Origin of the sequence: Pseudomonas sp. PSPC2-3, assembly GCF_049898265.1 — a bacterium.
Classification (GTDB): Bacteria; Pseudomonadota; Gammaproteobacteria; order Pseudomonadales; family Pseudomonadaceae; genus Aquipseudomonas; species Aquipseudomonas veronii.
In genome coordinates this window covers 140400-165023 of the sequence record NZ_JAFCXJ010000006.1, presented here as the reverse complement: position 1 = coordinate 165023, position 24624 = coordinate 140400, and the positions used below count along the sequence as shown (strand labels likewise).

Below are 24624 nucleotides of genomic sequence, written 5' to 3'. Positions count from 1 at the left end.
ACATCCTTTGTATCCAATACCTGTTAAGGGTGTTCCTTGGTTACGTCAGCGCGCCGATGGCGGCAGTGATTCACCGGAGTTCGAAACTCCCGTTCTGCGCATAGGGTTCTTCTGCGGCGCCCTCATTGAGAAATATCTGTTGCGGCAACCTGAAATCACGCAGTTTGAGCAACGCCAGCGGCCCCGCATCCAGTTCGGTGCGCAGGTGCCACGTCAGGTTCAGGCCGTCGGGCGCCTTGAGGGCCAGGCGGTAGCGGCTGTTGCCGTCGTCCAATGGCGTGACTTGGGCGTTTTCCAGCAGGCGGATCAGGCCCCAGGTGCCGGGGTAGTCGCCAAATAACCGCTCGCCGGCATGTATGCTGGTCCAGCTGAGGCTCACGCCGGGATAGTCGCTGCGTCCCGGCCAGTTGAAACGCTGCCAGTTTTCTTTCTGGTTGAAGTACTGGTGCCGGTCGCCGTTGAGGATGAAGGTGGTTTGCACCACGTCGCGCACGGGTTTGCCTTGCAGTTCAAAGCTCAGCCCCATGCCGCCGTCGGTGTAGAGCACATCGGCCAGTTCGCTCAGTTGATTGATCGCGCCCAGAAACTGCGGGTTGAAACGCAGGCCCTGGCTGTGGCGCGGATCGGCTACCCAACGGCTACCTTCCTTGCGCAGCACACCGCTCAATTGCTGCTGTAAAAACTGTGCGATGCGCCCGGAGTCCGCGCGGATCATCTGCCCCAACATCGGCAACGACGCATCGCTGGTGGTGGCGGCAAACGGGTAACGGCTGGCGAAGGCGGCGTTCCAATGGCTGACGATCGAGCGCTGCCAGTGGCTGTTGAGGCCCGCGGCGGACGGTTGCAACACGCGTTGCCAGGCCTGTTCCAGCGGCTGCACGAACAGCGTCTGCGCCGCCCCGCCCCACTCCGCGCCCAGGCTGGCGGCCAGCAGGGCACCGTAGGATTGGGTGTCGGTGAGGTCGATGCTGCGGCCTTGAAACACGCTTTGTGCCAGGGCCTGGGTCATTTCCAGCGGGTCGGGCGCGGTGCTGATCTGCTGCAGTTTCAAACGCACCCGTGTCACGCGGGTGAGGAAGGCCGGGAGACTGAGGCCGTCTGTGTTGGACTTGTCCAGCAGCGCCAATAACGGGCCGAAGGTCGCCGCCAGCGGCCCCGTGGCGGCCTGGGCCAACGGCTCGATCGCTGGAGCCTTGTCCGGCCCGATCAACTTTTGCGCAGACTGCACCAGCGAGTCGGCCAGGGCCTGGGGGCGGCTGCCCGCCTGCGTCTGGTAGGCCACGCTGTTCAGCAGCGCGATCAAGGGCGATTGGCGCACGTCGCTCATCAGCGTCAATTGGTCGATTGACTCATCGAGACTCGCGGCCTGCTGCCAGCGCAGGCTGTTGAGCAGATCCTGCCAGGCGCTGGCGTAGTCCTGGAAGTAGCGTTCGGTGAGGCGGGCGCGCAGTTGCTCAGGACTCAGGCGGGTGTCGACATCGGCGGGTTGGTCGCTGAGCACCCAATCGATTTCCTCGCGGCGCGCCTCGGCGATCGCATCGATGGCTTGGCGCACCGAGCCTTCCCAGGCCCGGCGGGTGAACACGCCGGGCACGCTGGCCTCGGTGGTGAACAGGGCCTGGGCGTCGGTGTCGCCGACCAGTTGCGGCAGGCCCAGGGCCGGGTAGTGATGGGCGGCGTCATCGAGCAGTTGTTGGTACAGATTGGCTTCGGCATTGCGTTGACCCAATTGGCCGAGCAGGACCTGCCGGACTTGCGCGACCAGCCGCGCGTCGGTGTCGATGCGCCAAGTGGGATTGGCGGCCAGGTGTTCAGCGTAAAACTGCCACAAAGTGGGGCCCAGGGCTTGCCAGAGGCCCGCGCGGGAAGGCTCGACTTCGCCGAGGGTTTTCACCAGCAGACTGGCGTCGGCTTTTGCCGGACGCGCCATCATCAGGTAGGCCTTGAGCTGGTCGTAGGCAGCACGGGCGCGTTCGGCGCGCTCGGGATTGTCCGGGGCCAGCTTGACCAGGGCCGTGAGCTGCTGGCGTAAAGCGGCGACGGCCGGGTCGCGGATCAGGCGGTTGTTGGCTTCGACGTAGCGCGGCCAAACAGTTTCAAGCAGCGCTGGGTTTTGATTCAGGCCGAAGCGCTGATACCACGGAGCGCCGCCTTGAACGCGATCATCCAGGCGCGCCAATTCGCGGACCAGTTCATGGAGGGCCAGGAGCTGTTCGTCGCCTTGTGATGCGCGTTGCAAGGTCGACAACGAGCTGTGTACCTGGGCGATCTGCGTGCGGTTGCTGATGAATGACAGCAGCAGTCCTGCTCCCCATAACGTCGCCAAACCCAGCACCAGCGCGTAGCCAACTCGCGGCACGCTCCAACCCAGTCGGCGGCCACGGGCGTTATCGCCGAGTACGCCGTGCCACACCGGGGCCACCGACCACGCCTGTTGTTGATCATGCGGCGAGCGCTGTACCGGCAGGCTGAACCACACCCCCCGCAACGGCACGCCACGGGCAAATTCGCCGGCCAGATGCGCCAAGGTGTGACGCCAACGATCAATGCCCTCGCCCTTTAAATCTCGCGACAGACGCAGCAGAAAATCATCCTTCATCACCGCGTTCATCTGCGCCAAACCTGCGCGACGCAAAGGCTCCAGCAAACGATTCAGCGCGGCGTCCAATGCCGCCGCCGAGAAGCGCTCGGGCAACTGACAGCCCACCGGCTGCGCTTTGCGCGTGTCCTGCGCCCATGCACTGCCGCAGACCTGCCAGAGGGATAACGGCAACTGCCAGCGCAAGTCACGGGCAAGGCGCTGCACCTGGCGTACACCTTTGCCCATCGCGACATCGTCGGCGGCCTGGGTTTCGTTCAGCGCCCAGACGACTCCGTCCAACGCACGCCAGCGGCTCAGCCCACGCCAGCGCTCAGGGAATGATTGATCCAGCGCGGCCTGCGCACTACCGCCCCACAGCAGGACGGTGCCTTGGCCTTCGAGCCATTGGTGAGCGGCCAGGGTGGGGGCGATGGCTTCGATTTCGGTGGGTTCGCCGATGATGAGCAGCAGGCGGGTTTTGTGGCGCCAGAAGAGGCCGTAGTGCTCGCGTAGGTGCTCGCGCACTTCTAAGAGGTGAGTAGTCGGTGAGTGAGGCAAAACTATCTGTGAGTCCGCCGGGGGATAGACCTTACCCACACGTCCCTGCTCGCGGTGGTTTTGACGTTTGAGATGCGCTAACCACCGTGGTGCCAGAACACCGCCCATTGCGATGGCGATGATCAGTAGAAAAACCAACAGTTTGTGGTGATTCTCAGCTAGCCCGATCTGATCGCCAAAACGCCAGATCACCCAGCCCAGAGCGGCTACCAGCATAATGACCCAAACTGCTGCCCCCGCACGGCGCCATGAATTACTCCAAACTTTCATGCCAACTCTCCCGTGACAACAGTGCTCATCCAGTGCTGCGATTCTTCTCGTGCCAATACCAACAAAGGCTCGCGCTGATGCCGGACAATTTCTACACACAGCGCAGCTACTAGCCAGTGACCGAACGGGCCAGATAGCCCGCACAGACTTTCCTGAATCCACCGCTGCTCCACGTTGAGCGAAGCACCATGGGCGCCTGCTACAGCAAGCATTTTTCCGGTCAGTGGCTGCCAGTCGGCGGCGTCGGCCAACATGCCGGTTGCCCGGCAAGCGCTCACTTGGGTTTGCAGAAACAACGGTAATTCGCTGTCCAGTACATCGATATCCAATGGCATTGGCCGCAACAAACCAGCGGTGATCGGTAGCTCCAAGGCGATTGCCAGGCTGTCCGGGCATAGCAGCAAGGCGGCAAGCCCGTCGGAGTAAGAGTCTTCACCGTGAACCTGAAGCACCAGGATCAAGTCGATGACTGCGGTGGCGGCCTTCAATGTTTCATTGATCCACCGGTACGACAATTCACTAATCAATGTGACCGTTACGGGTAGCGGCAGCCTCATCGTGATGACCAAGCTCTGCTGCCAGGCATCGCGCAAGGCTTCGTATTCGCGGGGATCGGCATCGCTCAGCAGGGTGACCCGTAGTTCCCGCCCCGTCGGCAACGCATGCAGTGCCGGCACCAATGCCTGAATCAACATCTGCAGTCCGGCTTGAGTACGTTCCGGCCCTACAGGCAAAGCCGCAATACGCCGCGCTTGCCCTGTGCGGGGAAGCAAATCAAAGGAACCCTGAGTTAATACACTCGCAGACACCTGATCAGGCAGCAGCACACAACTGGCAGACACTGCCAAGTAGCGCTGCGCCCAAGCCTGCCAGGAACGCTGCACACTTTGCGCCTCCTCCTCCAGAAACTGGCAATGGCTCAACGCAGTCCCATAGGCATAGGCACGCGCAGCGAACGCCAGGATCCAGACCACCAATGGCGAAGCGGACAATGCCCAAATGTTGAGCGTACTCAGTAACGGCATCCGTTCGGAGGTATGCAGCAAAAACAGCAGCACGCAGACCAGTACCGCTATGAGTGCAGCCAATAGCCAACGACCCGGCACAGGCGGTTTTGGAGCTTCCACTACATGAGGTGCCTGACGATCCCAGCCCATGACTAACCCACCCCGCAATCGAGAGCGCTGGAAATCACCTGGCAATCGCACTCGCAGCGGCAGCCGTTGATCACCATCGCCCGATCCCCCTCAGACCAGTCCGGGCAGCCATCGACAATCCGGTTGACGCCATGCCCCAGCAGCGGGCAACGAACCTCGTCTCCGACCAGTGCTACTCGCTTGCCATTTACGATCATCGTGGATGAGGCTGATATCACTTCTCCACCGTGGGTGGTTTTATCACCCAATAAAACAAATCCCTGGGACATAAATAAAACAATCCAAAACTCGCCCATTGAAAAACAGGCTTCCATAAAAACGATCAGAACATTCGTTAGAGAAATGATCTCGACCAATAAAAACTACTCCCCCCCAAAAACGCACGACCTTTTAGCTGGCCAGCGCCCAAGCGCTACGTAAACTTTCGCGGACAATTCAGCTCACCGCTGTCAGCATCTAATGCATTCCCAAGAGTCAACGTGTCGAGAACAAAAGAAAAAGGTAAGTCGATAATAGCTAACGGAATAATCAGTCCATTACTCCCCTTGATCAGTGTCCAATCAGTCGCCGCATGAAAATCCAGCTGAACGCCTTGATAAGGGCAAGCCGGGCCATTCATAACTGCCGCCCCTATCGCCGCACAGCCCGAATGCAGTCCGGCAAAAAGTCCTAAAACCCCGAACTTTAAGCGCTTCACACAACCACAGCCCAGACTAACCTCGGCAATATTTTTAAAGCGAGACTGGCCAGCACCCGCAATTAAATTCAAATAAATCATCGCAACCACCCAATACAAATACATGACTAGGTTTTATCTAAGACTCACGTCATCCGACATCCGGAATAAAACATTAAGAGTTAACGGTAAGGCCTGAACAGAAGGAAACATGCGATTCATCGAACCTTCTCCGCAGTCAGGCGAATGGATTGCAGCTTCTTGAAGCTTGGGTCACGACCATCAGCCACCACGCTGCCATCGGGGTAGGTGTAGCGGGTATAGTTACCCTCCTTTTTCACCTTCGGCCCCACTGAATAAAGCACGTAGTCGGCATGCAGCACGGGCTCGAACACCACCTGCCGGGCATTTTTGGCGCGGTAATACAAATAAATCTCACCCTCGCCGAATAACCTAGCGAGTTTTTCGTGTCCGCCAAGGAAGTGTTCGCTAACCCTGGGGTAGTAGTCCTTCCTGATCAGCAGATCGCCGCTGACTTCTATCGTCGGCTGAAAAGCAGAACGTCGTTGTGGCAGATGCTGATCGAACATCACGATCACCCCGCCCCCAGGGCCCGCTTTAACATTCTCGCCAAAGTGCGTTGTATTGGCGTAGGTAACGCCAAAAGTCACATTGCTCAGTTGCCACTGGCATCGGCTACCACCATTGATGGGCAACTTGGCCTCATACAGGTCGCTCTGCCCCTGCTGTTGCGGTTGAACCATAGTGGACAAGTAACCATCCTCTTCATAAGTGGTCCAGTCTGGCCCGGAGCGTTTGATCGGGCATTTCTCCGAGCGGTACATCACCTGCATGGGTTCCGCCGCGAGGTTCTGCGGGACCTTCACCACGATGCTGACCTGCTCTCCACCCGGTGGCGGTGCCAAGGTCTGGTTCTGGGCGCAACCGCTGAGGTTGAGCGGCAACAACAAAGCAGCGCTTGTTTGGGTGACGCGCTGCATATGCACGGAGGCATGTCCCATCCATAGCGCTGTCATTGTGATTGCCCCAGACGAATGGATTGCAGCTTCTTGAAGTTTGGGTCACTGCCACCAACCACAACACTGCCGTCAGAATAGGTGAAGATGTTGCGATTACCCTCTTTTTTCACCTTCGGCCCTACCGAATAAACGACGTAGTCAGCATGTAGCAGAGGCTCGAAAACCACCTTTCGCGTTGTTGGAGCTCGATAATACGAATACATTTCACCCTGTCCGACTATCCAAGCGAGCTTTTCATGTCGGCCCAGAAACTGTTCGTTTACCCAAGGGTAGTAATCCTTACGGATCAGCAAGTCGCCACTGACTTCTATCGTCGGCCCAAAAGCAGAACGTTGTTGTGGCAGATGCTGATCGAACATCACGATCACCCCGCCCCCTGGGCCCGCTTTAACATTCTCGCCAAAGTGCGTTGTATTGGCGTAGGTAACGCCAAAAGTCACATTGCTCAGTTGCCACTGGCATCGGCTACCACCATTGATGGGCAACTTGGCCTCATACAGGTCGCTCTGCCCCTGCTGTTGCGGTTGAACCATAGTGGATAAGTAACCATCCTCTTCATAAGTGGTCCAGTCTGGCCCGGAGCGTTTGATCGAGCATTTTTCCGAGCGGTACATCACCTGCATGGGTTCCGCCGCGAGGCTCTGCGGGACCTTCACCACGATGCTGACCTGCTCTCCACCCGGTGGCGGTGCCAAGGTCTGGTTCTGGGCGCAACCGTTTAGGCTGAGCAACAGCAACAAAGCGCCGCTCATGGGGCTTAGGCGAGCATTCATAGGCTGTGTTCCTCCGTGATCGCTGGCAGTGCGTCGGGAAACTCGACGGTTATCGCATCTGGGTAACGGGAGGGAATGGGTTGGCTGTCCCCCCCAATTTCCTCGACTACGTGATAGTTCACGTGTTGCACTGGCCCCTGCGCAGGGTGGATCAGAATGTTCATGGTTTTATGTCTTCCCTTATGGCTAGTGTGTTGGGTGGGCTGTTGCGCCCCGGATGCGTAGATTCAGGCCTGGGTGATCTCGATCATCACGCCAAATTCGCGCTCGCGGCAGAAGCGCTGCAGGGCTTCAGGACCGCCTTCCAGGTCTTGAGTCATGCGCAAGGCCATGGGTAACAACTTCTGCAAGGCAAGGAACTGCTCGTTGCGGTGTTTTTCCGCTTCGGGGACGCCCACCCCATGCATCTGCGTCTCGAACTTCGCCCGTTGCGCCTTGCGCTCCAGTGGCCGGTCGGGATCGCTCAACTCCAGCAACTGGTTGTGCAAGAAGGGTAAGTAGGCAGCGACCATCGAGTGATCCATCGGGTTACTGCGGAGAGTGCTGCGTTCAGGATTGGTGTGTGACGGAAAGAACCGAGTCAGACTTTCCCGGCTCATCGAGCGAATGAGGGTCTTCTGCTCTTCACGGGCGAAGCGGCTGAACTCATCGTTCAGACTGGGCACCAGATAGAGGCGGGTTCGGTGTGGCAAACGCTTAAGAATGGTGGTGTGGTAAGGCGCGCCCAGGCCTTCTCTACTCCGCTCGGCGGGGTTATTTGAGGCCCGTGACTCCACATGCTGGTCGGCACGGTAGAACATGGCGATTTGGCCGTGATGCCAGTAGGGGTCGCCAAAGCGCACCAGTTTGCCGGCCACCAGTTCACCCACGGACCATATATAGCCCAGGTCGTGGCCCAGCGGCCCCAGGGCATCGTAAAGCCAGTTATCCAGTTCCGCCTCGGGTGGCACGCTGGTGATGGTGTCGGCGTCGTTGACATGGCGAAAGTGGGTCACCGTGTCAAGGCGCACCAACGCCTTGGCTGTGAAGGTACGGGGCATGCCGTAGGTGTAGAGCAGAGGATTGCGATCTTTCAGCTCTGCGGAGTGGATCAGTGCCAATGCGCCACCCAAGCTATGGCCGCAAATAAATAACGCCCTCTCCTCCAACGCATCCTTCATGTCATTGAAATCTTTTGGAAATAACTTCTTAGCCACCTCAAATGCGTTCAAAAACCCATAATGCACACTGCCGACATCAGTCAAAGGCGTACACGCAGACTTCAAGTCACAGCCGCTGCCATCGGCCGGCATCGGGCGGTACAGCACATCCGTCAGCCAGTCCTTGGGTTCCTGTGTCCCGCGCCAGGCCACAACCACTTGTGTCTGGTTGATGCAATAGAACAACTGGGTGTTTTCGATGATGAGCCGCGGAATCTCGGAGGCACCCGACGGTCGCTTGGCCTCCAGCGAATCCAGCATAACCGCCGTGGTGTAGCGTTGGTTGAAGGGGACGTCTACCACCAGTGCTGGCAGACGCGTCCCTCCAGAGTCAATCATCACCGGCGTGCGCGACAGGTCCAGGCACTGACGTAAAAAGAACTCCTCCACCGAGCCTGAGACGGTACTGGGATCGGTGCCCGGTCGTTGCTTCAAGATGTTCTGGGCGACAATGCTGTAGGACAGGTTAGCCATCAGCCCAAGGTTATAGGCATTGGCCATGCTGTATTCGGGTTGGTGATGCAGCACCAACGACCAGGCGCGGAAGGGGCAAACTTCCAACACGTGGCGGTGATTCAGCGCTTCGTACTCAACGGTGAAACCGCTGAATGCTGTGTCCGGGAAGTGAAAGGCCGGAGGCCGCTTCGGGTCCTCCAAAGGCGGATCAAGGGTCGGTAATCGGTCGCATAACTGACCGATACGCAGGTAGTGGTAGCGGTGACCTGCCGCGAGTGCCTGCTTCTCGACGGGCGAGAAACCCGAACGCTGCGGGCCATACAATGGGGTGCAGTTGCCGATTACAGGCCGATGCGGTTCGGCACGCAGGGCACGCAAGCGACGGGTTAGCAGCAACTCGGCAAAAGGATCGGCCTGCACCTTCAGGGTGATGGGGATGGGGTGCAGCCCCTCGATACGAATCACGCCCTGAGCATCGCTGAGCCCGGAGCATTCGGGGAAGCACCTCTGTCGGATGGCGTCGTTGATCGCCTGATAAGGCATATTCGCCAGGGGGGCCCCCTGCTCGTCCACCAACTGGAATTCAATCCAATGCTGTTTCTGTTTACCGCCAGTAAACTCCTTGCGCGAATTGAGCGTATCCGTGCGGTGCAAGGAATCATTCATTTATCAACATCTCCTGTGCCATCCTGACTCGATGGATCAGTGTTACGGTTGCCACCGCACGAAGGAATGATCTGGCTTCCATCGGCCAGCCGGATGTACTGAAGATATTCCATGACTCCGGTCGCGGTTTTATTGACACAGAAGACGGCGTCGTAACTATCAGTAGAGCGATATGCATTACGCAGACTGAATATATAAGTTTGATTAACTTCAAGCAGCAGAGGGCGGGCTTTGATTTTGTAGTTGTCGTACTCGTACCCCTCAGGCACGGTGCCTAAAACGATACAGGCACCTGGACTCAGCTCCAATGGTTTAAATCCCGGCAAAAGGGACGCCCCCCAAGTAGGAGGGTTTCGTGTATAGCTTTCTGTTAATGATACGCGGCTCACTGCAAAGACGCCCTTAGCATTGCTAGGCACGCAAATAGCCGGTTTACCATTAACCGAAACCACATCCCCAGCCTCTCTGCGGCCATATGATGCAGCGTAAACACTTTCGACTACTAACCATGGCAAGCTGAGCGTTAAAAACAGTGCAAATTTCATACGACCCTCCTTTTCAACTTGGAAGATGTTTTTTGTCGGCTGGTTTTTTAAGAAACGACTCGAGTGTCGACGCAAGAAGCGCTGGACTTTTGGTGAAGTTGCGCTCATTCCACACACCGTGCGGATTACCCACCACACAAATCAAATAGTAATCCGAGATGATTTCACCTTGCTGCTCCATGTTGTAGTCCGACAAGACGCTCTGTTCTGTCAGAGCATAGCGATAAGCAGGTGCGCCACGACTTGTAACCACCAACCCCATTCGCTTTACCGGATAACCCAACTGGTACTGCCATACATGGGTCATCTCATGTATAAATAGCGCTTTATCTCGATCATCATCAGTAGCGGAAAAATCATTCCTATAGTACCCAGTACTTGAAGGGTAATACATATTACCGTTAGGAGTTGCAGCCGTATTCTGCCGCCCCACGAACCCCCACCACCCAGCGTGATGCACCTCAACTTTTGTGTAATCAATAGCATCCTTAAAGATTGTTCCTGCCATGGCAATTTCCCCAAGCGTCAAAGAGCGCTTCTTGCCTCTAGGTAGAGAAACCTCCTTTATCGAGCTACCTATTGCTACCTCGTTAGTTGATACATCACTTGACGTAAGATCAATGACCATTGGGGTTTTAATGCTTTCCGCAGCGCAGCAGAAAGCCCCGAAATCCTCCGTAAGAAAAAGTTCTATTTGCGTGATCCGTGTCGGCTCCTGAGTTTCGAAGCGCTGGGTAAAACCCTGCGCACCTGTCACCCCCTCAAATACATGTCCATCTGCCAGAGTGACCGAATATTTAAAGTTACTTACAAGCTCGCCATCAGGCCCGATCAAGCGAAGCTGTTCGTCATAGCGTGTTACTGATTCTGGTAATTCAATTTTCAGGTCTCCGGGCAATAAGGTATGAACGCTCATCGTCTGCCCATGCTTATCGGTCACTCCATTGAATACCTCACCTTGTTGGGTGGTTATCCGGTAGCGACTAAATGGCAGTGGTGTCTCCGTGTCGTCTTTCAAGGTATAGCCGCCGGAGTAACCCGCTGGCAACAGTGACGCCGGTGTATTGAGGCTGGCGCTGCCAAACTTTTGCACATGGTTAGCTTTTAGATAAATATTGCCTGGCGCCCCTAGCTCTATATCACCGCCCTTTAAACGGATATAGGCACCGCCACAGTTGAGCACCAGTTCTTGCGGGGCGTTGATTTCTATACGACCTTCCAGGCTTTCGATCTTAACGTCGGTCTTTGCCAAAGCATGGAGGTAACTGCCTTGAGCGTGCAGTTCAACTTTGCCTTGGGCCGCCTTGAATTGCAGGTCAGCACTTTGCGCAAGCACGCTGACGCCACCCTCGGCGGCTGCGGTGATATCGTGTCCGGCGCTGATGTCGGCGTTGTGCGCGGCGATGATACCCACGCTCTCTCCTCCGGAAGACAGACACACGGCTTTAGGACTCATTACGCCGATACCCGCCGGGGCATGCAGCAGTAATCCCGATTGCGCCAACCCTATGAGTGACTGAACCAAATCCAGTTGGCTCTCAATATCGCTAGGCTGCACTCCAACACTACGAGCTGCCTGCGCCAGAGAGCGCGCCAGCGATAGCGCGCTTTTCAGTTGCTCAATGGCAGCCACCATGTCGAGTTGTTCACCCCGAGCCTGGCCTTGGTCATCCGCACTGATAAACAAACCTTTCCCCCCACGAATCGCGCCCCAACTATCCGTGCGCAACTCAAACCCTTCCCCACGCTTTTGTTTCGCGGCATCCACCAAATGCCCCAGGTTCAGCTGGCTCTTACCTCCATACTCAGTACTGACCTTGATATGCTCCCGCCCCCGCGTGTCATCCATCCGCAGCTTGTTGTTCGCCGGGGTACGCAGCACGTTGCGTTTGTAGTTACGCAAGGTCACATGATCGACATGCTGGCTATCGTGCAACGCGTGCGCGATGTAGGGCCGGTCTGGGTCGCCTTGTTCAAAGGCGATGGCCACTTCGGTGCCGGGAATCAACGGCAGGTGCAGGCCGTGGGTATCTCCGGCGTAGGGGCGGGCCAGGCGTAGCCATAGGCTTTCTTCGCCGGGTTTCCAGGTGTCGCGGTCGAACAGGAAGTTGACCTTGTAGCGCCCTTCGAGGTCGATGTGGCCGTAGGGGTCGTTGGCCTGTGGGCTGGTGACGCGGGCCGGGACGGTGCCGGCGATTTGGGGTTTGGGCTGCAGTGCGGGGCGAAAGCACACGGTGTCTGAATAGGGTATGGCCTGGAAGGTCGCGACCAAGCTGCTATCGCGGGCGGCGGTGGTGGTCAGGCCGGTGATCACCGCGCCCGGTGTGAAGGCTTCGGGCGCGCCGCCGGAGATGTGCAGCACCTGCCCCGGCGCCAACGTGGCGCTGCTGGTGATGCCGCTGAGTTGGGTCTGGGCGTTGAGGTAACGCTCGTGGCGCAGGCGTGCGTAGAAGTAGCCGCTTTCACTGAGCAGGTCTTCGTCCTGATCCAGCCGGTCGCCGAGGGTCGTGTAGGGCTCGGCGTAGTGGTAGGCCTCGCCGTAGGTGCCACTGGCGCCGCGGCTCTGGTCGATCTCGCCACTCAGGTGGGCGCCGGCGTCGCGGGGGTGGTAGGCGCGGATATGCACCTGTTGTTCGACCACCCGGTGGTTCGATTGCAGGTGCCACACCGCGTCCTGCCCGCTGCTGCCCAGCCCGGATTGCGGGCGATACGGCAGCGCGATGTCGAACTGGTAGAGGCGCTGATCGTCGCAGAACTCGACCACATCGATACCCAGGCGTTCGTCGCTGGTGAAGCGGTACCAGATGCCGACGTCGGCGAGCAGGCGGTCGATGAAGGCCAGGTCGCTCTCGCCGTATTGCATGACCTGCTCGCGCCTGGGGTAGTCGCGTTTCAGGCTGAACAGAAAGTCCTGGCCTTCAAAGTCGTGGCGGCTGCGCAGGATGCTTTCGACGATCTGCGGCACGGATTGATGCAGGTAGATGCGAAATTGTCTGCCTTGGCCGAGCAGGGCCAGGCGCGGCTGCAGAGTGATTTCATAACGGGCCTGGTCGTTCGAGCCGGATTGGCGCTTGAAGCCGGTGACCACGCCGTGCAGGCTGCGCAGCGGTTTGACCGCGGGCGCGCTGAAGCCTGAGGCCGGTGGTTTTTGCGGGGCGGCGTGCAGGCTGAAACGGGCGTCCTGGCCAAGCAGGGTTTCGGCGGCGAGGTCACGTTCGGTGCTGGTGAATTCCACACGATAGGTGAAGGGTTGACTCAGGTGTTCGTGGCCTTCAAAGGCCAACACGTCGAGACGGGCTTCGATGTTGCGCACACTCAAGGTGTGCCGGCTGTGGTCGAAGAAAGCCTGCACGTTCACACCTCCAGGGCGACGGCCTGCGCCGTGTCTTGAACATCGCTGAAATGCAGACTGATCCCTTCATCCTCGCTATAGCCCAAGCTCACGCCGTGGGTGCGCAGTTGCGCCGCTCGACGCGCCAACAGTTGTTGACTGAGGACCGGCAGGATCTGCTCGTTAAGCAAGCTGTCGATGTTGCGTGCGCCCGAATCCGGTAGCAGGCAGGCAGCAACCAAGGCGTCGTTCAGGGTGTCGTCAATCCGGCAATCCAGGCCGTAATGACGCTGCAGGCGCTTGGCGACCTGGGCCAGCTTGATCGCAACAATGCATTTGAGTGCGTCGGCTCGCAGCGGGCGATAGATCAGGGTTTGAAAGCGCGCCAGCAACGCTGGCTGAAAGTGTTCGCGCAGGATCGGACGCAGTCGTTCATGCAGCACGCTGTCCGGTATCTCCGGGTGTTCCTGCACGCTGGTGTGCAGTAGATCGCTGCCGAGGTTGGAGGTCATCAGAATGACCGTGTTACGGAAGTCGATCTCGCGCCCTTCGCCATCGCGCATAAACCCACGATCGAAGACTTGGTAGAACAGGTTAAGCACATCGCGATGCGCCTTTTCCACCTCGTCGAGCAACACAACGCTGTAGGGCCGCTGGCGCACGGCTTCGGTCAATACACCGCCCCGGCCGTAGCCGACGTAGCCGGGTGGCGAGCCTTTGAGTTGACTGACTGTGTGGGCTTCCTGGTACTCGGAAAAGTTGAGGGTGATCAGTGATTTTTCGCCGCCGAACAGGCTGTCGGCCAAGGCCAGCGCCGTTTCGGTCTTGCCTACGCCGCTGGTGCCGACCAGCAGGAACACGCCCAACGGCGCCTTCTCATCGGTGAGCCCGGTTTTGGCCGCACGCAGGCGCTGAGCCAAGGCACTCAAGGCCGGAGCCTGGCCGATCACGCGCGCTTGCAATTGCTGTTCGAGCAGCAGCAGATTGGCCTGCTCGTCCTTGAGTAAGCTGCCCAGCGGCACGCCGGTCCAGTCGGCGATGACTTGCGCCACGCTACGTGCGTCGACATCCAAAGACAGCAGTGGCTGGCTGCCTTGAATGTCACTCAACTGCCGTTGCAACTGTGCACAGGTATCCCGCTGCGGTGGCTGCGCCTGGCGCGCAGCAATCAGTTGTTGGGCCAGATCGAGTTCTTGGCGGTATTGCTGTTCCAGATCGGCGTGTTGACGTTGCAGATCGGCGTGTTGCGCGGCAATCGTCGCCAGACGCTCATCCACGCTGTGGCCGCCAAGCCGCTGATCCTGCTCCAGCGCTCGGCCCTCCAGTTCCAGGGCCACTTGCAGGGCACTCAGACGGCGCAACGCCTGCGGTTCGCAGTCCAGGCTCATGCACACCCGGGCGCTGGCGGTGTCCAGCAGGTCGACGGCTTTGTCCGGCAACTGGCGCCCCGTCAGGTAGCGCCTCGACAGGCTGACCGCCGCCTGCACTGCCGCATCCTGGATGTGCACACCGTGATGGCTGGCGTAGCGCGCCTTGAGTCCGCGTAACATCAGGCAAGCGTTCGCGTCGTCCGGTTCCTCGACCTTGACCATTTGAAAGCGTCTTTCCAAAGCGGCATCACGCTCGAAATACTGCTTGTATTCACTCCAGGTGGTCGCGGCGATGGTGCGCAACTCGCCACGGGCCAGAGCGGGCTTGAGCAGGTTGGCCGCATCGGCGCCGCCGGCCTGGTTGCCGGCCCCGACCAGGGTATGGGCCTCATCGATAAACAACAGCACCGGTTGTTCGCACTGCTGTACGGCGTCGATCACGTTTTTCAGGCGTTGTTCGAACTCGCCCTTGACGCCAGCGCCGGCTTGCAACAATCCCAGGTCAAGGGTACGCACACTGACTGTTTTGAGACTGTCCGGCACCTTGCCTTGGGCAATGCTCAACGCCAGGCCTTCGACCAGCGCCGTTTTGCCGACACCAGGCTCGCCCACCAGGATCGGATTGTTTTTGCGCCGACGGCTGAGGATGTCAATGACCTGACGGATTTCATCATCGCGGCCGAACACCGGGTCGATCTTCCCTTGCGCGGCCTTGGCGGTCAGGTCCTGGGTGAACCTGTCCAGCAGCGCCGCTAACGCATCGTCTTTCGACACGCTAGCCGGGAGTATGGCGAGTTCACTTGAAGGCCCCACGGTCACTGACGTCTGCACCGCGGGGCGCTCTTCGGAGGTTTGGTCCAGCAGCACCTGCAGCCGCTGCAACTGCGCCTCACTGAGACTGAGCAAAGGCCATACGGCTTCGCACGCCAGCAGGTTGGGCGTCTCCATCAACGCGCTCAGCAGATGTACGGAACGCAGGCTGTCGTTGTGCTCGTCCAATGAGGCACGCAACCAGGCATTTTTGATCAGTTGCTGCAATGGCGCCGACAGCTGCGGCTTGCTCTGCACGCTACGCGGCAGACGATCGATGTGCTCCAGCAAGCCATACCACAACGTCTCCATATTCCACTCATAGCGACGTGCGATCACGGTCAGGTCGCCTTCACCTTGCCCCAGCAACTTGAGTAGCCAGTGTTCGACGGTGATCTGCGCGTGGGCACGGCTTTGGCACAGCGTGGCCGCTGCACTCAACGCCTGGGCGCAGTAAGGGTTGAGACGACGAAGCAAGCGCGTGGAATTCTGGGCCATACGGCTACATCCTTGTTCGGTGATGGTGGTACGTGATCGTTAACACCAGCCACGGGTTGGAAACTCGATGTGTTTGGCTGAACGCCCGCGAACGGACGCTCAACCCAGCACACCGGGAGCCAGCAGGCAAAGACCCACCTGCTGCTCCGGGCGTATCAAGCGCTTTGGCGTTCATTCCACGAATCGGAGTGGATGATGTTGCCGTCCTTGTAGGTCCAGGTGACCTTCTCGTAACGCAACTCCACCTGCTCGAGGTGGTTGTGCTTCTCTTTGCTGGGGTCTTTGACGTCGTGCATTTTCGGCGCGACTTTCACGACCTTGACCTCTTCGAGTTTGGTGATGAAGTACTCGACCTCCTGCCCCGCATCATCGATGCGGTACCACTTGAACTCGGCACTCTTGAGGGTTTGCCCGGTGGTGACCGCCTTGTAGAGATAGGGGCTGGAGGCATCGATTTCCTTGGAAAACAGAAACGGGGTATGAACCCGCGTACCGGTCAATTTCCCGGTGTTGTTGTCGGTGGGGATGTACAGACTGTGATCCTGGGCAACCACCTCGATGCTGCCCTCGCGTTGTTGCACGTTCACCGAACCCTTGATAGTTGCGCCGCCGTCGTCTTGCAGCCAGAGGTAAACGGGAATTGCCATGTGAAGCTCCTTTTTCTCGTAGATTTAAATGTCGCGGAATGCGACCGGGGGTTGCCTGTCCGGGCTTGCAACGGGAAGCGCGCAGGCCCCCGCCTCAGGTACCAGACGGATATCAACGCGGCGGTTGGCTGCACGCCCCGCCTCGGTGTCGTTACCGGCAATCGGCTGGCTGGCGCCGAAACCCTGCACGGCAAAGCAGCTGTCGGGAATGCCGCCCATGCGTTGCATCCAGTCATGCACGGCAGCGGCGCGGGCGCGGGACAGTCGAAGGTTGTTCTCGGGGTCGCCAGTGGCATCGGTATGCCCCGAGATCACGATCAGCCAGCCGGGCTGGGCCTTGATATCGACCAGCGCATTGATCAGGATCTTGGCTGAATCCGCCTTAAGCTGGGCACTGCCGCTGGCGAACAGCGACAGGCTGTCCAACCGCACCGGGCTGGCAGCCCGCGCAGGCGATGCGGCCGGTGGCGGCTCAACGTGAGCAGCCAGTACCGCCAGCAGCGCAGCGCGCAGGCGTTCGCCGCGATACAGGCCCAGGCCGAATGCCGGGGGCGCACCGTGCCGGTAGTACGCGTCCAGACGCTGGGCGTCCTGGCGCAGCACGCCCACGGCACTTTCACGCCAAAGAAACTCGCGCTGATTACGCTGGGTCGGTTGCGGGATCGCCGAATAACGTCGCAGGTCATCACTGACTTGGCGCAGCAACAGGGCGTTCTGCCACGCCGAACTGGCAAGTGCGACAACACCGGCGACAGCGAACAACCACAGCGCAACAACGCTCGCGCGTTGCACCGGGGAACGCAGCGGGCCGAGCGGCAGCAGGTTGAGCAAAGGGTCCGGGAACGGCAACACAGCATCGGCCACAACCGCCCTGTGATCCGCCAGCGCCACTTTGCTGCGTAACCATTGCTGCCACAGGTTCCCCTTCACGGCATGCGCCAATGCCGGCCCCCACGTAACTGCGCAGATCGCCACCAGGCCAGAAGCGCTACGCATGACAAGGTGCGGCAGTACCGCTTCGTGAAGCCAGGCCACAGCGCTGTTCAGTTGAATGCTGGCGTGCATCCGAGCGGCCTGCCTGAGCGAGTCAGCGGGTTGCTGTTGCCAGTCATCCAGGCTGACGCAAGCACCCGCATCACACACACGGACCTCGGCCTGCCCGCTGCCCCAACAGAACCAGGGTGCCTCGTCCTGCAGGGTTTGCAGGTAGCTCACCAGCAACAGCGGCAGCGCAACCCCGCGTTTGCGGGCCAAGGCCAGTTGATGACTGAAGGCGCGCATCTGACCGGCGAGTACCGCCCCATCACTGTGCGCGCCGGGGCTGACGCTGAACATCACGCCCAGTTGCCCGGCCCAGCCAGGACGCAAGGCCAGAAGGTGATCGGTGATAGCCGGCAGTTGCTCAAGGCTCGGTACGCGCACGTAGCACCCTTGCTCGGTCACCCGCAGGGCCAACTGCCCGGCGGCAACCCCGCCGAACAGCCCATCCAGGCCATCACCGCAGACCAGCACCACCGGCTGACGAAACCCCGCAGCGGGCAGCACCATGCCCTCGGCCAACCTCACCGACCCACGCTGCCGCTCGGCGCGCAGGCGCAGCGATACCCAGGCCCACGTCACACAGCACACCGCGATCAGCACGCCGAGCACACGCGCCCACATCGCCAGCGGAATGATGAGCAGCAACGCGAGGACGAGGACACCGGCCCACAGGTAAAGGATGCGATGCAGATTGAAGGTCATCCGCACTTACCCCTGATCAGGCAAGAGCGAGGCAATTGCATCGCTCAGCAGATGATCCAATCCCCACCACGTCGCAACCAGCAACAGGGCCACTGTCAGCAGATGAATCAAGGGCGAGCGCAGCCAGCCAAAACCCGCGCTGAGTTCGCCACCGACCACCTGCGTCGGCATGTGTTGGCTGACCTTGAACGGCGCCACCTGTGCGTTGAGAGCAACCAATAGTTGCTCGCGTCCGGGGTCGCTCAAATCACGATAGCGCCCGCGAAAACCCAACATCAATACGCGCTGAAATACCGTCAACACATGCCGGTCCGGCGCGGGTTCGCTCAACACGTCACGCATGGCCTCGTACAGAAACTCACCGGCCTGATGACGATTGAAGAACTTGGCCTGCAACGGTTCGCTGGCCCAGGCGGCGCGGGCATCTGCGTCGGCGCAGGTCAGCACCGTTTCGTCGAGTAGCGCGCATTGAGCATGACTGATATGGTCGATGTTGCGCTGACTCAGGCCCGCCCGTTCAAGGTGCTGCCGAGCTTGCTCAACCTGTTCGATACAAAGCTGGCCCAACTCCCGACCAGGTTGCACCGAGGCGCCCTGGCGCAACTCGACCACCAATAGGTAGGTGTCCTGTAACAGCGCGTCGATATCCACCGCTGCTGCGGCTTGCTCGTTGGAAGGCGTCGGTTTCATGAGCGCAGCACCGCAAACAGTTCCAGCTTGACGTCGACCAAGCTGCTGGGAACGTAGAAAGCACAGACCCCTTCGTCCAGCACCGCCTGCCCCTTGGAATGCCCGAGATCCAGTGCGAAGTACTGATTTTCCAGGCGCAATGGAATCGCCGCCGGCACATGGCTGAGGGACTGCAACGGCACCCCGTCGAGCGCCGCGTTGATCAGATAATCGACCTCATCCGGCGTACCGATCTTGCACAGGCGCGGGAACTGGTCCTGCACCTGCGCCGCCGGTAGCCGACTGCGCACCGACAGATAGAAATCGGCCCCCTCACGCTCGCGCAAACGCGGGTCATTCAGCGTGACTTGCCAACGATTGGCCCCCTGCACCTCCAGGCTCAAAGCAATGACCCGCGACGGCAGACTGGCCTCCAACAACAGCGACAGGGTGTGCATCAGCGGCGGGAATACCGCCTCCAACGAGGTGTGCCGATAAGCGGGGATTTTGTCTACGTCGTGTTCCAGCGAAAACGTGAGCAGGCCACCGGCGAGCTTGATCAGTTGCTGGTAGACCTGCTCGGGGTGGCGCGCGGGAAACTCCCGAAGATCGGCCAATACCGGCTGGTAGGTATTCAAGGCATTGAGCAGCCAGAACAGCGACACGTCGGCGACGGCAAAGTCGGCCATGCGCTGATTGCTTTCCCGCCGCATGCCCATGAGCCGTTGCCGCTTGGCGGACAATTGCGTCAACAGGTTGTCCAGCTGGTTCAGCAACCCCGGGTGCGCGGCGAAGCTCAGCAACGGCGGCACATAGCCCGGGTCGAGGCTCCAGGCGCCCTGCCCGTCGCGCACCAGGCGCGCGAGCGGACACGTCATGTAGTCCGCATTATCGTCGCGCTGCAGGCGCAGGCTCAGTGCATGCTCCAGCACGCCTATCGACTGCACCTCATCGGCATACATATCCTGTACGTCGCGCCAAGACTGGCGATAGCGTGTGGGCCGATCGGCCCTGCCACCGTCGAACAGGCAGTTGTCGCCATTCGCCTGTTCCAGGGGCAAGGCCAAGTGCAATAACGCGTCCTGATCTTCGTCGGCCAGCAACTGCGCCAGCTCCAAGGCCGGAGGCAGGCGGTCGACCTGCTCGGTGTCGATCCAGGTGCCATCGGGCATGCGGACCCGCAACTGAGTCGCCTTGAGCTTACCCAGCCGTAATGCATCCAGGTCGAACCCTACCGCCTGGACACCCCAGGGGTGCGCCAGGGCCAGGTGCGCGAGTTGTTCGTTGGTCCAAGCCTCCCAGCGCGCCTGTTGCTGGAATTGTTGCGGCGACAGCAACGCCCCGGCGGCCCACAGAGGGCGATCGATATTCATGGCATCGTTTCCCTACGACTGAATCAGGCTTTGGCCTTGGGCATCTGCGAAACCAGTGACAAGTTCACGTCCATACCCTCGACCTGGAAGTGCGGCACGGCATACAACTTGACGCGGAAGAAACCGGGGTTGTCCTCGATGTCTTCCACCGTGACCTTCGCCTCCCGCAGCGGGTGTGAGGCCTGCAAGTCATCGCCCGGATCAGTCATCTCGGTGACCAGCCCGCCGATCCACTTGTTCAACTCCAGCTCCAGCAAACGCCGGTCCTTGGTGGTGCCAATGTTTTCGCGCTGGATCAGCTTCAGATAGTGAGCAATGCGTGACAGCAGAAAAATGTAAGGCAGGCGTGCGTTGATTCGACTGTTCGCGGTGGCGTCGGCTGTGTCGTACAGCGCCGGCTTTTGCGCGGAGTTGGCCGAGAAGAAACACGCATAGTCGCGGTTCTTGTAGTACGAGAGCGGAATGAAACCGAGGTTGGCGAACTCGAACTCACGGGTTTCCGGAATCATCACTTCGGAAGGAATCTTGACCTGATTGCCGGTGCCCAAGTCATACAAATGGATAGGCAGTTCAGTGACCGCACCACCCGACTGCGGCCCACGTATCTGCACGCACCAACCGTTGCTGATGAAGCTTTTGACCATGTTCGCGGCAAAGGCAAACGATGCGTTGGTCCACAGGTACTTGTGGTGATCCGGCCCTTTGACATTCTCGACGTAATTGAAGCTGCGCACAGGAACGGTGTCGGGCCCGTAGGGCAAGCGCCCCAGGACGCGCGGCATGGTCAGGCCGATGTAACGCGCGTCGTCACTGTCACGGAATGACTTCCACTTGATGTATTCGGCACGATCAAAATAGTTGCCGATGTCCTTGATCGCGGCCACCTCCTCCATGGTTTCCTTGCCGAAGAACGCTGGGCCTACAGCCCCCACAAACGGCATGTGGGCGGCGGCGGCGACTTTGGAAATATTGCGCAGCAGCGCGATGTCCTGAGGCCTGCGATCGAATTCGTAGTTTGAAATAGCCGCCGCAATCGGCTCGCCCCCCGGGGTGTCGTACTCCTGCGTGTAGGTATGCAGGTACAAGCCGCTCTGGGCAATTTCAGGCGCGTCCTCGAAGTCTTGCACCAGGTGGTCCTTGCTGACATCCAATAGTTCTATGCGAACGTTCTGACGGAAATCCGTCTGATCAATCAGCGATTTCACACCGCGCCAGGTTGACTCGACGCGCTGGAAGTCCGGATGGTGCATGACCGCATCGAGTTGACGGCCAATCTGCCGGTCCAACGAAGCAATATGCTCATCCAACAGGACTTTATCCAAACGCTCGATTTTTTGCGGCGATTGCTTAAGCAACTTTAAAAACACACTGACCGCTGCCGTCACCCGCTCATCGGCGGACACCTCGGACAGCGCATCCGAGTTCTGAAAGATATCAATACCGACCAATTCAGCAACAGGACTTAAATTAATCTTGTTAAACAGCGCAGCATAAACACCCGCAGACTCTTCAGACAACACTGTGGCGCCGCGCGCTTGCACGTTGGAATGCTCTAAGGACATGATTTAACTTCCCTTTTAAATTACCGCTATGAATTAACGCTCTTCTTCAGGCGCCAAGGCAGCCAACTCAGCGCGCAGTTCGTCACTGAGCGCGTCATCCTTGAGGATGCGCTCCAACTCATGGCGGAAGGTCACGTTGTCCAGCAGATTCGATTTGAGATCACGCAACAGGTTGCGCATCGCCAATAACGCACGCAGTTGTGGAATCTGCCGTGCGACCTGCTCAGGCTCGAAGTCCTTCATGCACCGGAAACTCAGTTCGACAGCGGTGTCGGACGCATCGTCGTCCAAGGTGTTGTCGACAGCCAGCTTCAGACCCGGCGAGAACTCGCCCAGGACGCTGTCAAAGTTGTTCTTATTGATATCAACCTTGCCGCGCTCGGAGAGCGGACGCTGTTCTTTACCGTTACTGTAGTCACCCAGCACCATCAGTTTCAAAGGTAACTCAACCTTTTTCTGCGCACCACCGGTATGCAGGTCGAGCTTGATATTAACCCTGGCCTTGGGCACTTCATTTTGAAAGCTGCTTAGCGTCATCGTTTCATTCCGTGAGTTATCCAACAGCATTGATCTGCGGTCAGATGGAAATTAAAACCGGAATCCAATCAACTTAAATTCCCTTTCCGGAAACCAAAGCGCTACATGGCACATGGCGTCCGCTTGCTCACTAGAATGAAGTATCACTGCCGGAACTTACCAGCCCCCGGATCACGGACGGGAACTTTCCATTGCGCATCAGGGATATTTCCCACAAAGCACAAAGATTATCTTTCTTGCAAAGATTATTGAAGATTTAAACCACAGACAGGGATCCAGCTGTCGGATATTTCTTAACTGCGCCGGCGCCCAATAAAAGATCAGTAGAAATATACAAACCCATATAAATTTCTTTCAATATCCTCCATTATTTATAGTACTAAAACCTATAAAAAACACCCACGTGCCGACCAGAAGATAAACCATCTCCGTCTCAGCTTTACATCATAAACATTGAACTCCAGCAAAAAACGCCTACACCTCGCGCGCCTTGACCTTCAAATGCCGCGCATACCATGGCCGCTTCTGCACCCGTTTGAACAAACCCTGCAGCGCTTCGTCTTGCGCAGCAAACGTAATTCGCAGGGCGAGCTTCATGATCTCTGGGTCCATCTCCATCGAACGCCCCCTCTGCAAGCCTGGCGTGGTGCTGCAGCCATGGGTATCCGGGCCCAGCCACGGGTCGCCGACTTCAACCCACCGCCCCGGCGCGAACCATGCCACGCCATTGACCTCCAGGCGGCTGACCTGGCCGGGATGGAAGCGCTCATGGGCGCGGAACCAGTCTTCGATGCGGTCGTCGATCCAGCCATGGAAGTGCCAGAACACCGGGTTGACGTGGGAGGAAAACGGATCGCCAAGAAAGTCGTTTTCGGGTGCATACCAACGCGCGGCAAAGTCTGCCGGGTCGCGGGCGAAGGGCACGGGGGCGCCGTTGGAGGGGTCGCGGGGCACCGAGGCCCAGCGCATGTGCAGCCAGTCGTGCAGGCCCAGTTCCATTTCGGAGCCGAGCTGGCCCAGGGTCAATTTGGCCAGGTATCGCGGGTCGCGGTATTGGGATTCCCAGACCTGGAAGTTGCTGTGGTAGGTCTCGGCGGCTTTGATATCGCTGACCCATTGGGTGTAGTCGCCGTCGTCCGGCGCCAGCCAAGTGGGTGGCAGGGCAAAGCCGTCATGGTTGTCGAAGTAGCGCAGGAAGCCCAGGCGATCACGTTCCAGGGCCGGTTGCGGTTCGGGGAAGGCGGACCACGACGGCAAGTCTTGCATCGCACGTGCGGTGCCGAGCATATGCCGATGCATGAAGAAGAAGTCGATGCCCGAGCCGTTGCGATCCTTGAGCTTGCCCCGCGCGTCGCGCTCCTTGCCCCGTGGGCCGGGCTGCCAGCCGATGCCACGCAACGCGTCGCGTTTTTCCTCGGAGAGCTTGTGCCATTGGTCGCGCGTGGCGTGCCACAGTTGGTGGAACAGGCGGTGCTCGGGGGAAATCAGCCAGGCCAGCAGCGAAGGGTTGAGACCGATGCGTTGGCGGGCTTCGGGAAACGGCTGTTTGTGGGCAACAAAGCGATTCTCCGGCGCGGTCAGCGCCAGGGGGCGGTCGAGGTCGAGGATCTGCCCGCTGAGGGTGCCGCTGCCGGCGTTGCCGAAGACGCCCCAGACTTCATCGACGGTCATGCTGAATTCATAGGCCGGCGCGCCGTCGGCTGCATCACGGTCGATCAGCCGCCAATAGAGCTCGGTGCCCTCGCCCGTGAGCAAGTCACCCAACACGCGATAACGGGGTTCGCCATCGCCGCGCAGGTGCTCGGCCGTGTCGAGATAACCACGCAGGCCACGCCCACGCGGCGCGACATCGAGCAGCAACGCCAGGCCCTGCGCGGGCAAACCCTTGAGGCCGGCATCGCGGCCTTCAAGGCGCAGGTTCCACACCCCGCGCAATGTGTTCGCCAGGTGCTGGCCGGCGGTATCGGCAAGATCCACCGTGGCTTCGCCGGGGGTGATGGGGAATTCTTCACGCGTCCACTCGCGATGGGCATATAAGGCCGCCGGCAAGGCGGCACCAGTCAGCGCCAGGCCTGCGATGAACCCACGTCGAGAGATCGTCATTGTCTACCTTAGGAAACAGCGTTATCAGAGCTAGAACGTTTACTCGCGCGGGAAATTTAC

17 protein-coding genes are annotated in these 24624 nt (G+C 59.2%); all 17 read right to left on the bottom strand.

All coding sequences use genetic code 11. The features are described 5' to 3' along the window. Positions 1 to 70 precede the first annotated feature (70 nt). The 17 genes from ACP7E3_RS15295 to ACP7E3_RS15215 all read right to left on the bottom strand — a co-directional run bounded on the left by ACP7E3_RS15295 (position 71) and on the right by ACP7E3_RS15215 (position 24564). Positions 71 to 3409 carry an ImcF-related family protein gene (locus tag ACP7E3_RS15295; protein ID WP_426123595.1) on the bottom strand — a complete coding sequence of 1113 codons (3339 nt, stop codon included), beginning with the start codon at positions 3407 to 3409 and terminating at the stop codon, positions 71 to 73. Further along, entirely contained in the window at positions 3406 to 4566 is a 1161-nt protein-coding gene (locus tag ACP7E3_RS15290) for a hypothetical protein (protein ID WP_426123594.1), read from the bottom strand. The genes ACP7E3_RS15295 and ACP7E3_RS15290 overlap by 4 nt, the downstream gene beginning before the upstream one ends. Before the next feature lie 2 nt (positions 4567 to 4568). Further along, positions 4569 to 4922 carry a PAAR domain-containing protein gene (locus tag ACP7E3_RS15285; RefSeq protein WP_232566534.1) on the bottom strand — a complete coding sequence of 118 codons (354 nt, stop codon included), beginning with the start codon at positions 4920 to 4922 and terminating at the stop codon, positions 4569 to 4571. A gap of 56 nt (positions 4923 to 4978) precedes the next feature. Continuing rightward, positions 4979 to 5344 (bottom strand): YceK/YidQ family lipoprotein, encoded by a 366-nt coding sequence (locus ACP7E3_RS15280; protein WP_158243629.1) that lies wholly within the window; start codon positions 5342 to 5344, stop codon positions 4979 to 4981. Between the two features lie 116 nt (positions 5345 to 5460). Beyond that, the gene (locus ACP7E3_RS15275) at positions 5461 to 6243 is read right to left on the bottom strand and encodes a hypothetical protein (RefSeq protein WP_426123727.1); all 783 of its coding nucleotides are present in this window, start codon (positions 6241 to 6243) and stop codon (positions 5461 to 5463) included. A 32-nt stretch (positions 6244 to 6275) separates the two neighbouring features. Further along, positions 6276 to 7055: a hypothetical protein gene (locus ACP7E3_RS15270; protein WP_232566533.1), complete on the bottom strand. Its 780-nt coding sequence runs from the start codon at positions 7053 to 7055 to the stop codon at positions 6276 to 6278. Between the two features lie 227 nt (positions 7056 to 7282). After that, positions 7283 to 9376: a lipase family protein gene (locus tag ACP7E3_RS15265; RefSeq protein WP_126589742.1), complete on the bottom strand. Its 2094-nt coding sequence runs from the start codon at positions 9374 to 9376 to the stop codon at positions 7283 to 7285. Beyond that, positions 9373 to 9921: a hypothetical protein gene (locus tag ACP7E3_RS15260; protein WP_126589741.1), complete on the bottom strand. Its 549-nt coding sequence runs from the start codon at positions 9919 to 9921 to the stop codon at positions 9373 to 9375. Before ACP7E3_RS15260 ends, ACP7E3_RS15265 begins: the two co-directional genes overlap by 4 nt. A gap of 13 nt (positions 9922 to 9934) precedes the next feature. After that, the gene (locus ACP7E3_RS15255) at positions 9935 to 13279 is read right to left on the bottom strand and encodes a type VI secretion system Vgr family protein (protein ID WP_426123591.1); all 3345 of its coding nucleotides are present in this window, start codon (positions 13277 to 13279) and stop codon (positions 9935 to 9937) included. Continuing rightward, positions 13276 to 15930 (bottom strand): type VI secretion system ATPase TssH, encoded by a 2655-nt coding sequence (gene tssH / locus ACP7E3_RS15250; RefSeq protein ID WP_426123589.1) that lies wholly within the window; start codon positions 15928 to 15930, stop codon positions 13276 to 13278. Before tssH ends, ACP7E3_RS15255 begins: the two co-directional genes overlap by 4 nt. A gap of 155 nt (positions 15931 to 16085) precedes the next feature. After that, positions 16086 to 16577, bottom strand: coding sequence for an Hcp family type VI secretion system effector (locus ACP7E3_RS15245; RefSeq protein ID WP_046383733.1), 492 nt, complete (start codon positions 16575 to 16577; stop codon positions 16086 to 16088). 24 nt (positions 16578 to 16601) lie between these two features. After that, positions 16602 to 18320: an OmpA family protein gene (locus ACP7E3_RS15240; RefSeq protein ID WP_426123586.1), complete on the bottom strand. Its 1719-nt coding sequence runs from the start codon at positions 18318 to 18320 to the stop codon at positions 16602 to 16604. A gap of 6 nt (positions 18321 to 18326) precedes the next feature. Beyond that, complete coding sequence (gene tssL, locus ACP7E3_RS15235) at positions 18327 to 19010, bottom strand: type VI secretion system protein TssL, short form (RefSeq protein ID WP_426123584.1); 684 nt, start codon at positions 19008 to 19010, stop codon at positions 18327 to 18329. Further along, the gene (tssK, locus tag ACP7E3_RS15230) at positions 19007 to 20362 is read right to left on the bottom strand and encodes a type VI secretion system baseplate subunit TssK (RefSeq protein WP_057004772.1); all 1356 of its coding nucleotides are present in this window, start codon (positions 20360 to 20362) and stop codon (positions 19007 to 19009) included. The genes tssL and tssK overlap by 4 nt, the downstream gene beginning before the upstream one ends. 23 nt (positions 20363 to 20385) lie before the next feature. After that, positions 20386 to 21924, bottom strand: a complete 1539-nt coding sequence (tssC, locus tag ACP7E3_RS15225; RefSeq protein WP_104903369.1) for a type VI secretion system contractile sheath large subunit — start codon at positions 21922 to 21924, stop codon at positions 20386 to 20388. 33 nt (positions 21925 to 21957) lie between these two features. Continuing rightward, positions 21958 to 22461, bottom strand: coding sequence for a type VI secretion system contractile sheath small subunit (tssB, locus tag ACP7E3_RS15220; RefSeq protein ID WP_046383738.1), 504 nt, complete (start codon positions 22459 to 22461; stop codon positions 21958 to 21960). Positions 22462 to 22935: 474 nt separating this feature from the next. Further along, positions 22936 to 24564, bottom strand: coding sequence for a twin-arginine translocation signal domain-containing protein (locus ACP7E3_RS15215; protein ID WP_426123580.1), 1629 nt, complete (start codon positions 24562 to 24564; stop codon positions 22936 to 22938). Positions 24565 to 24624: the final 60 nt, after the last annotated feature.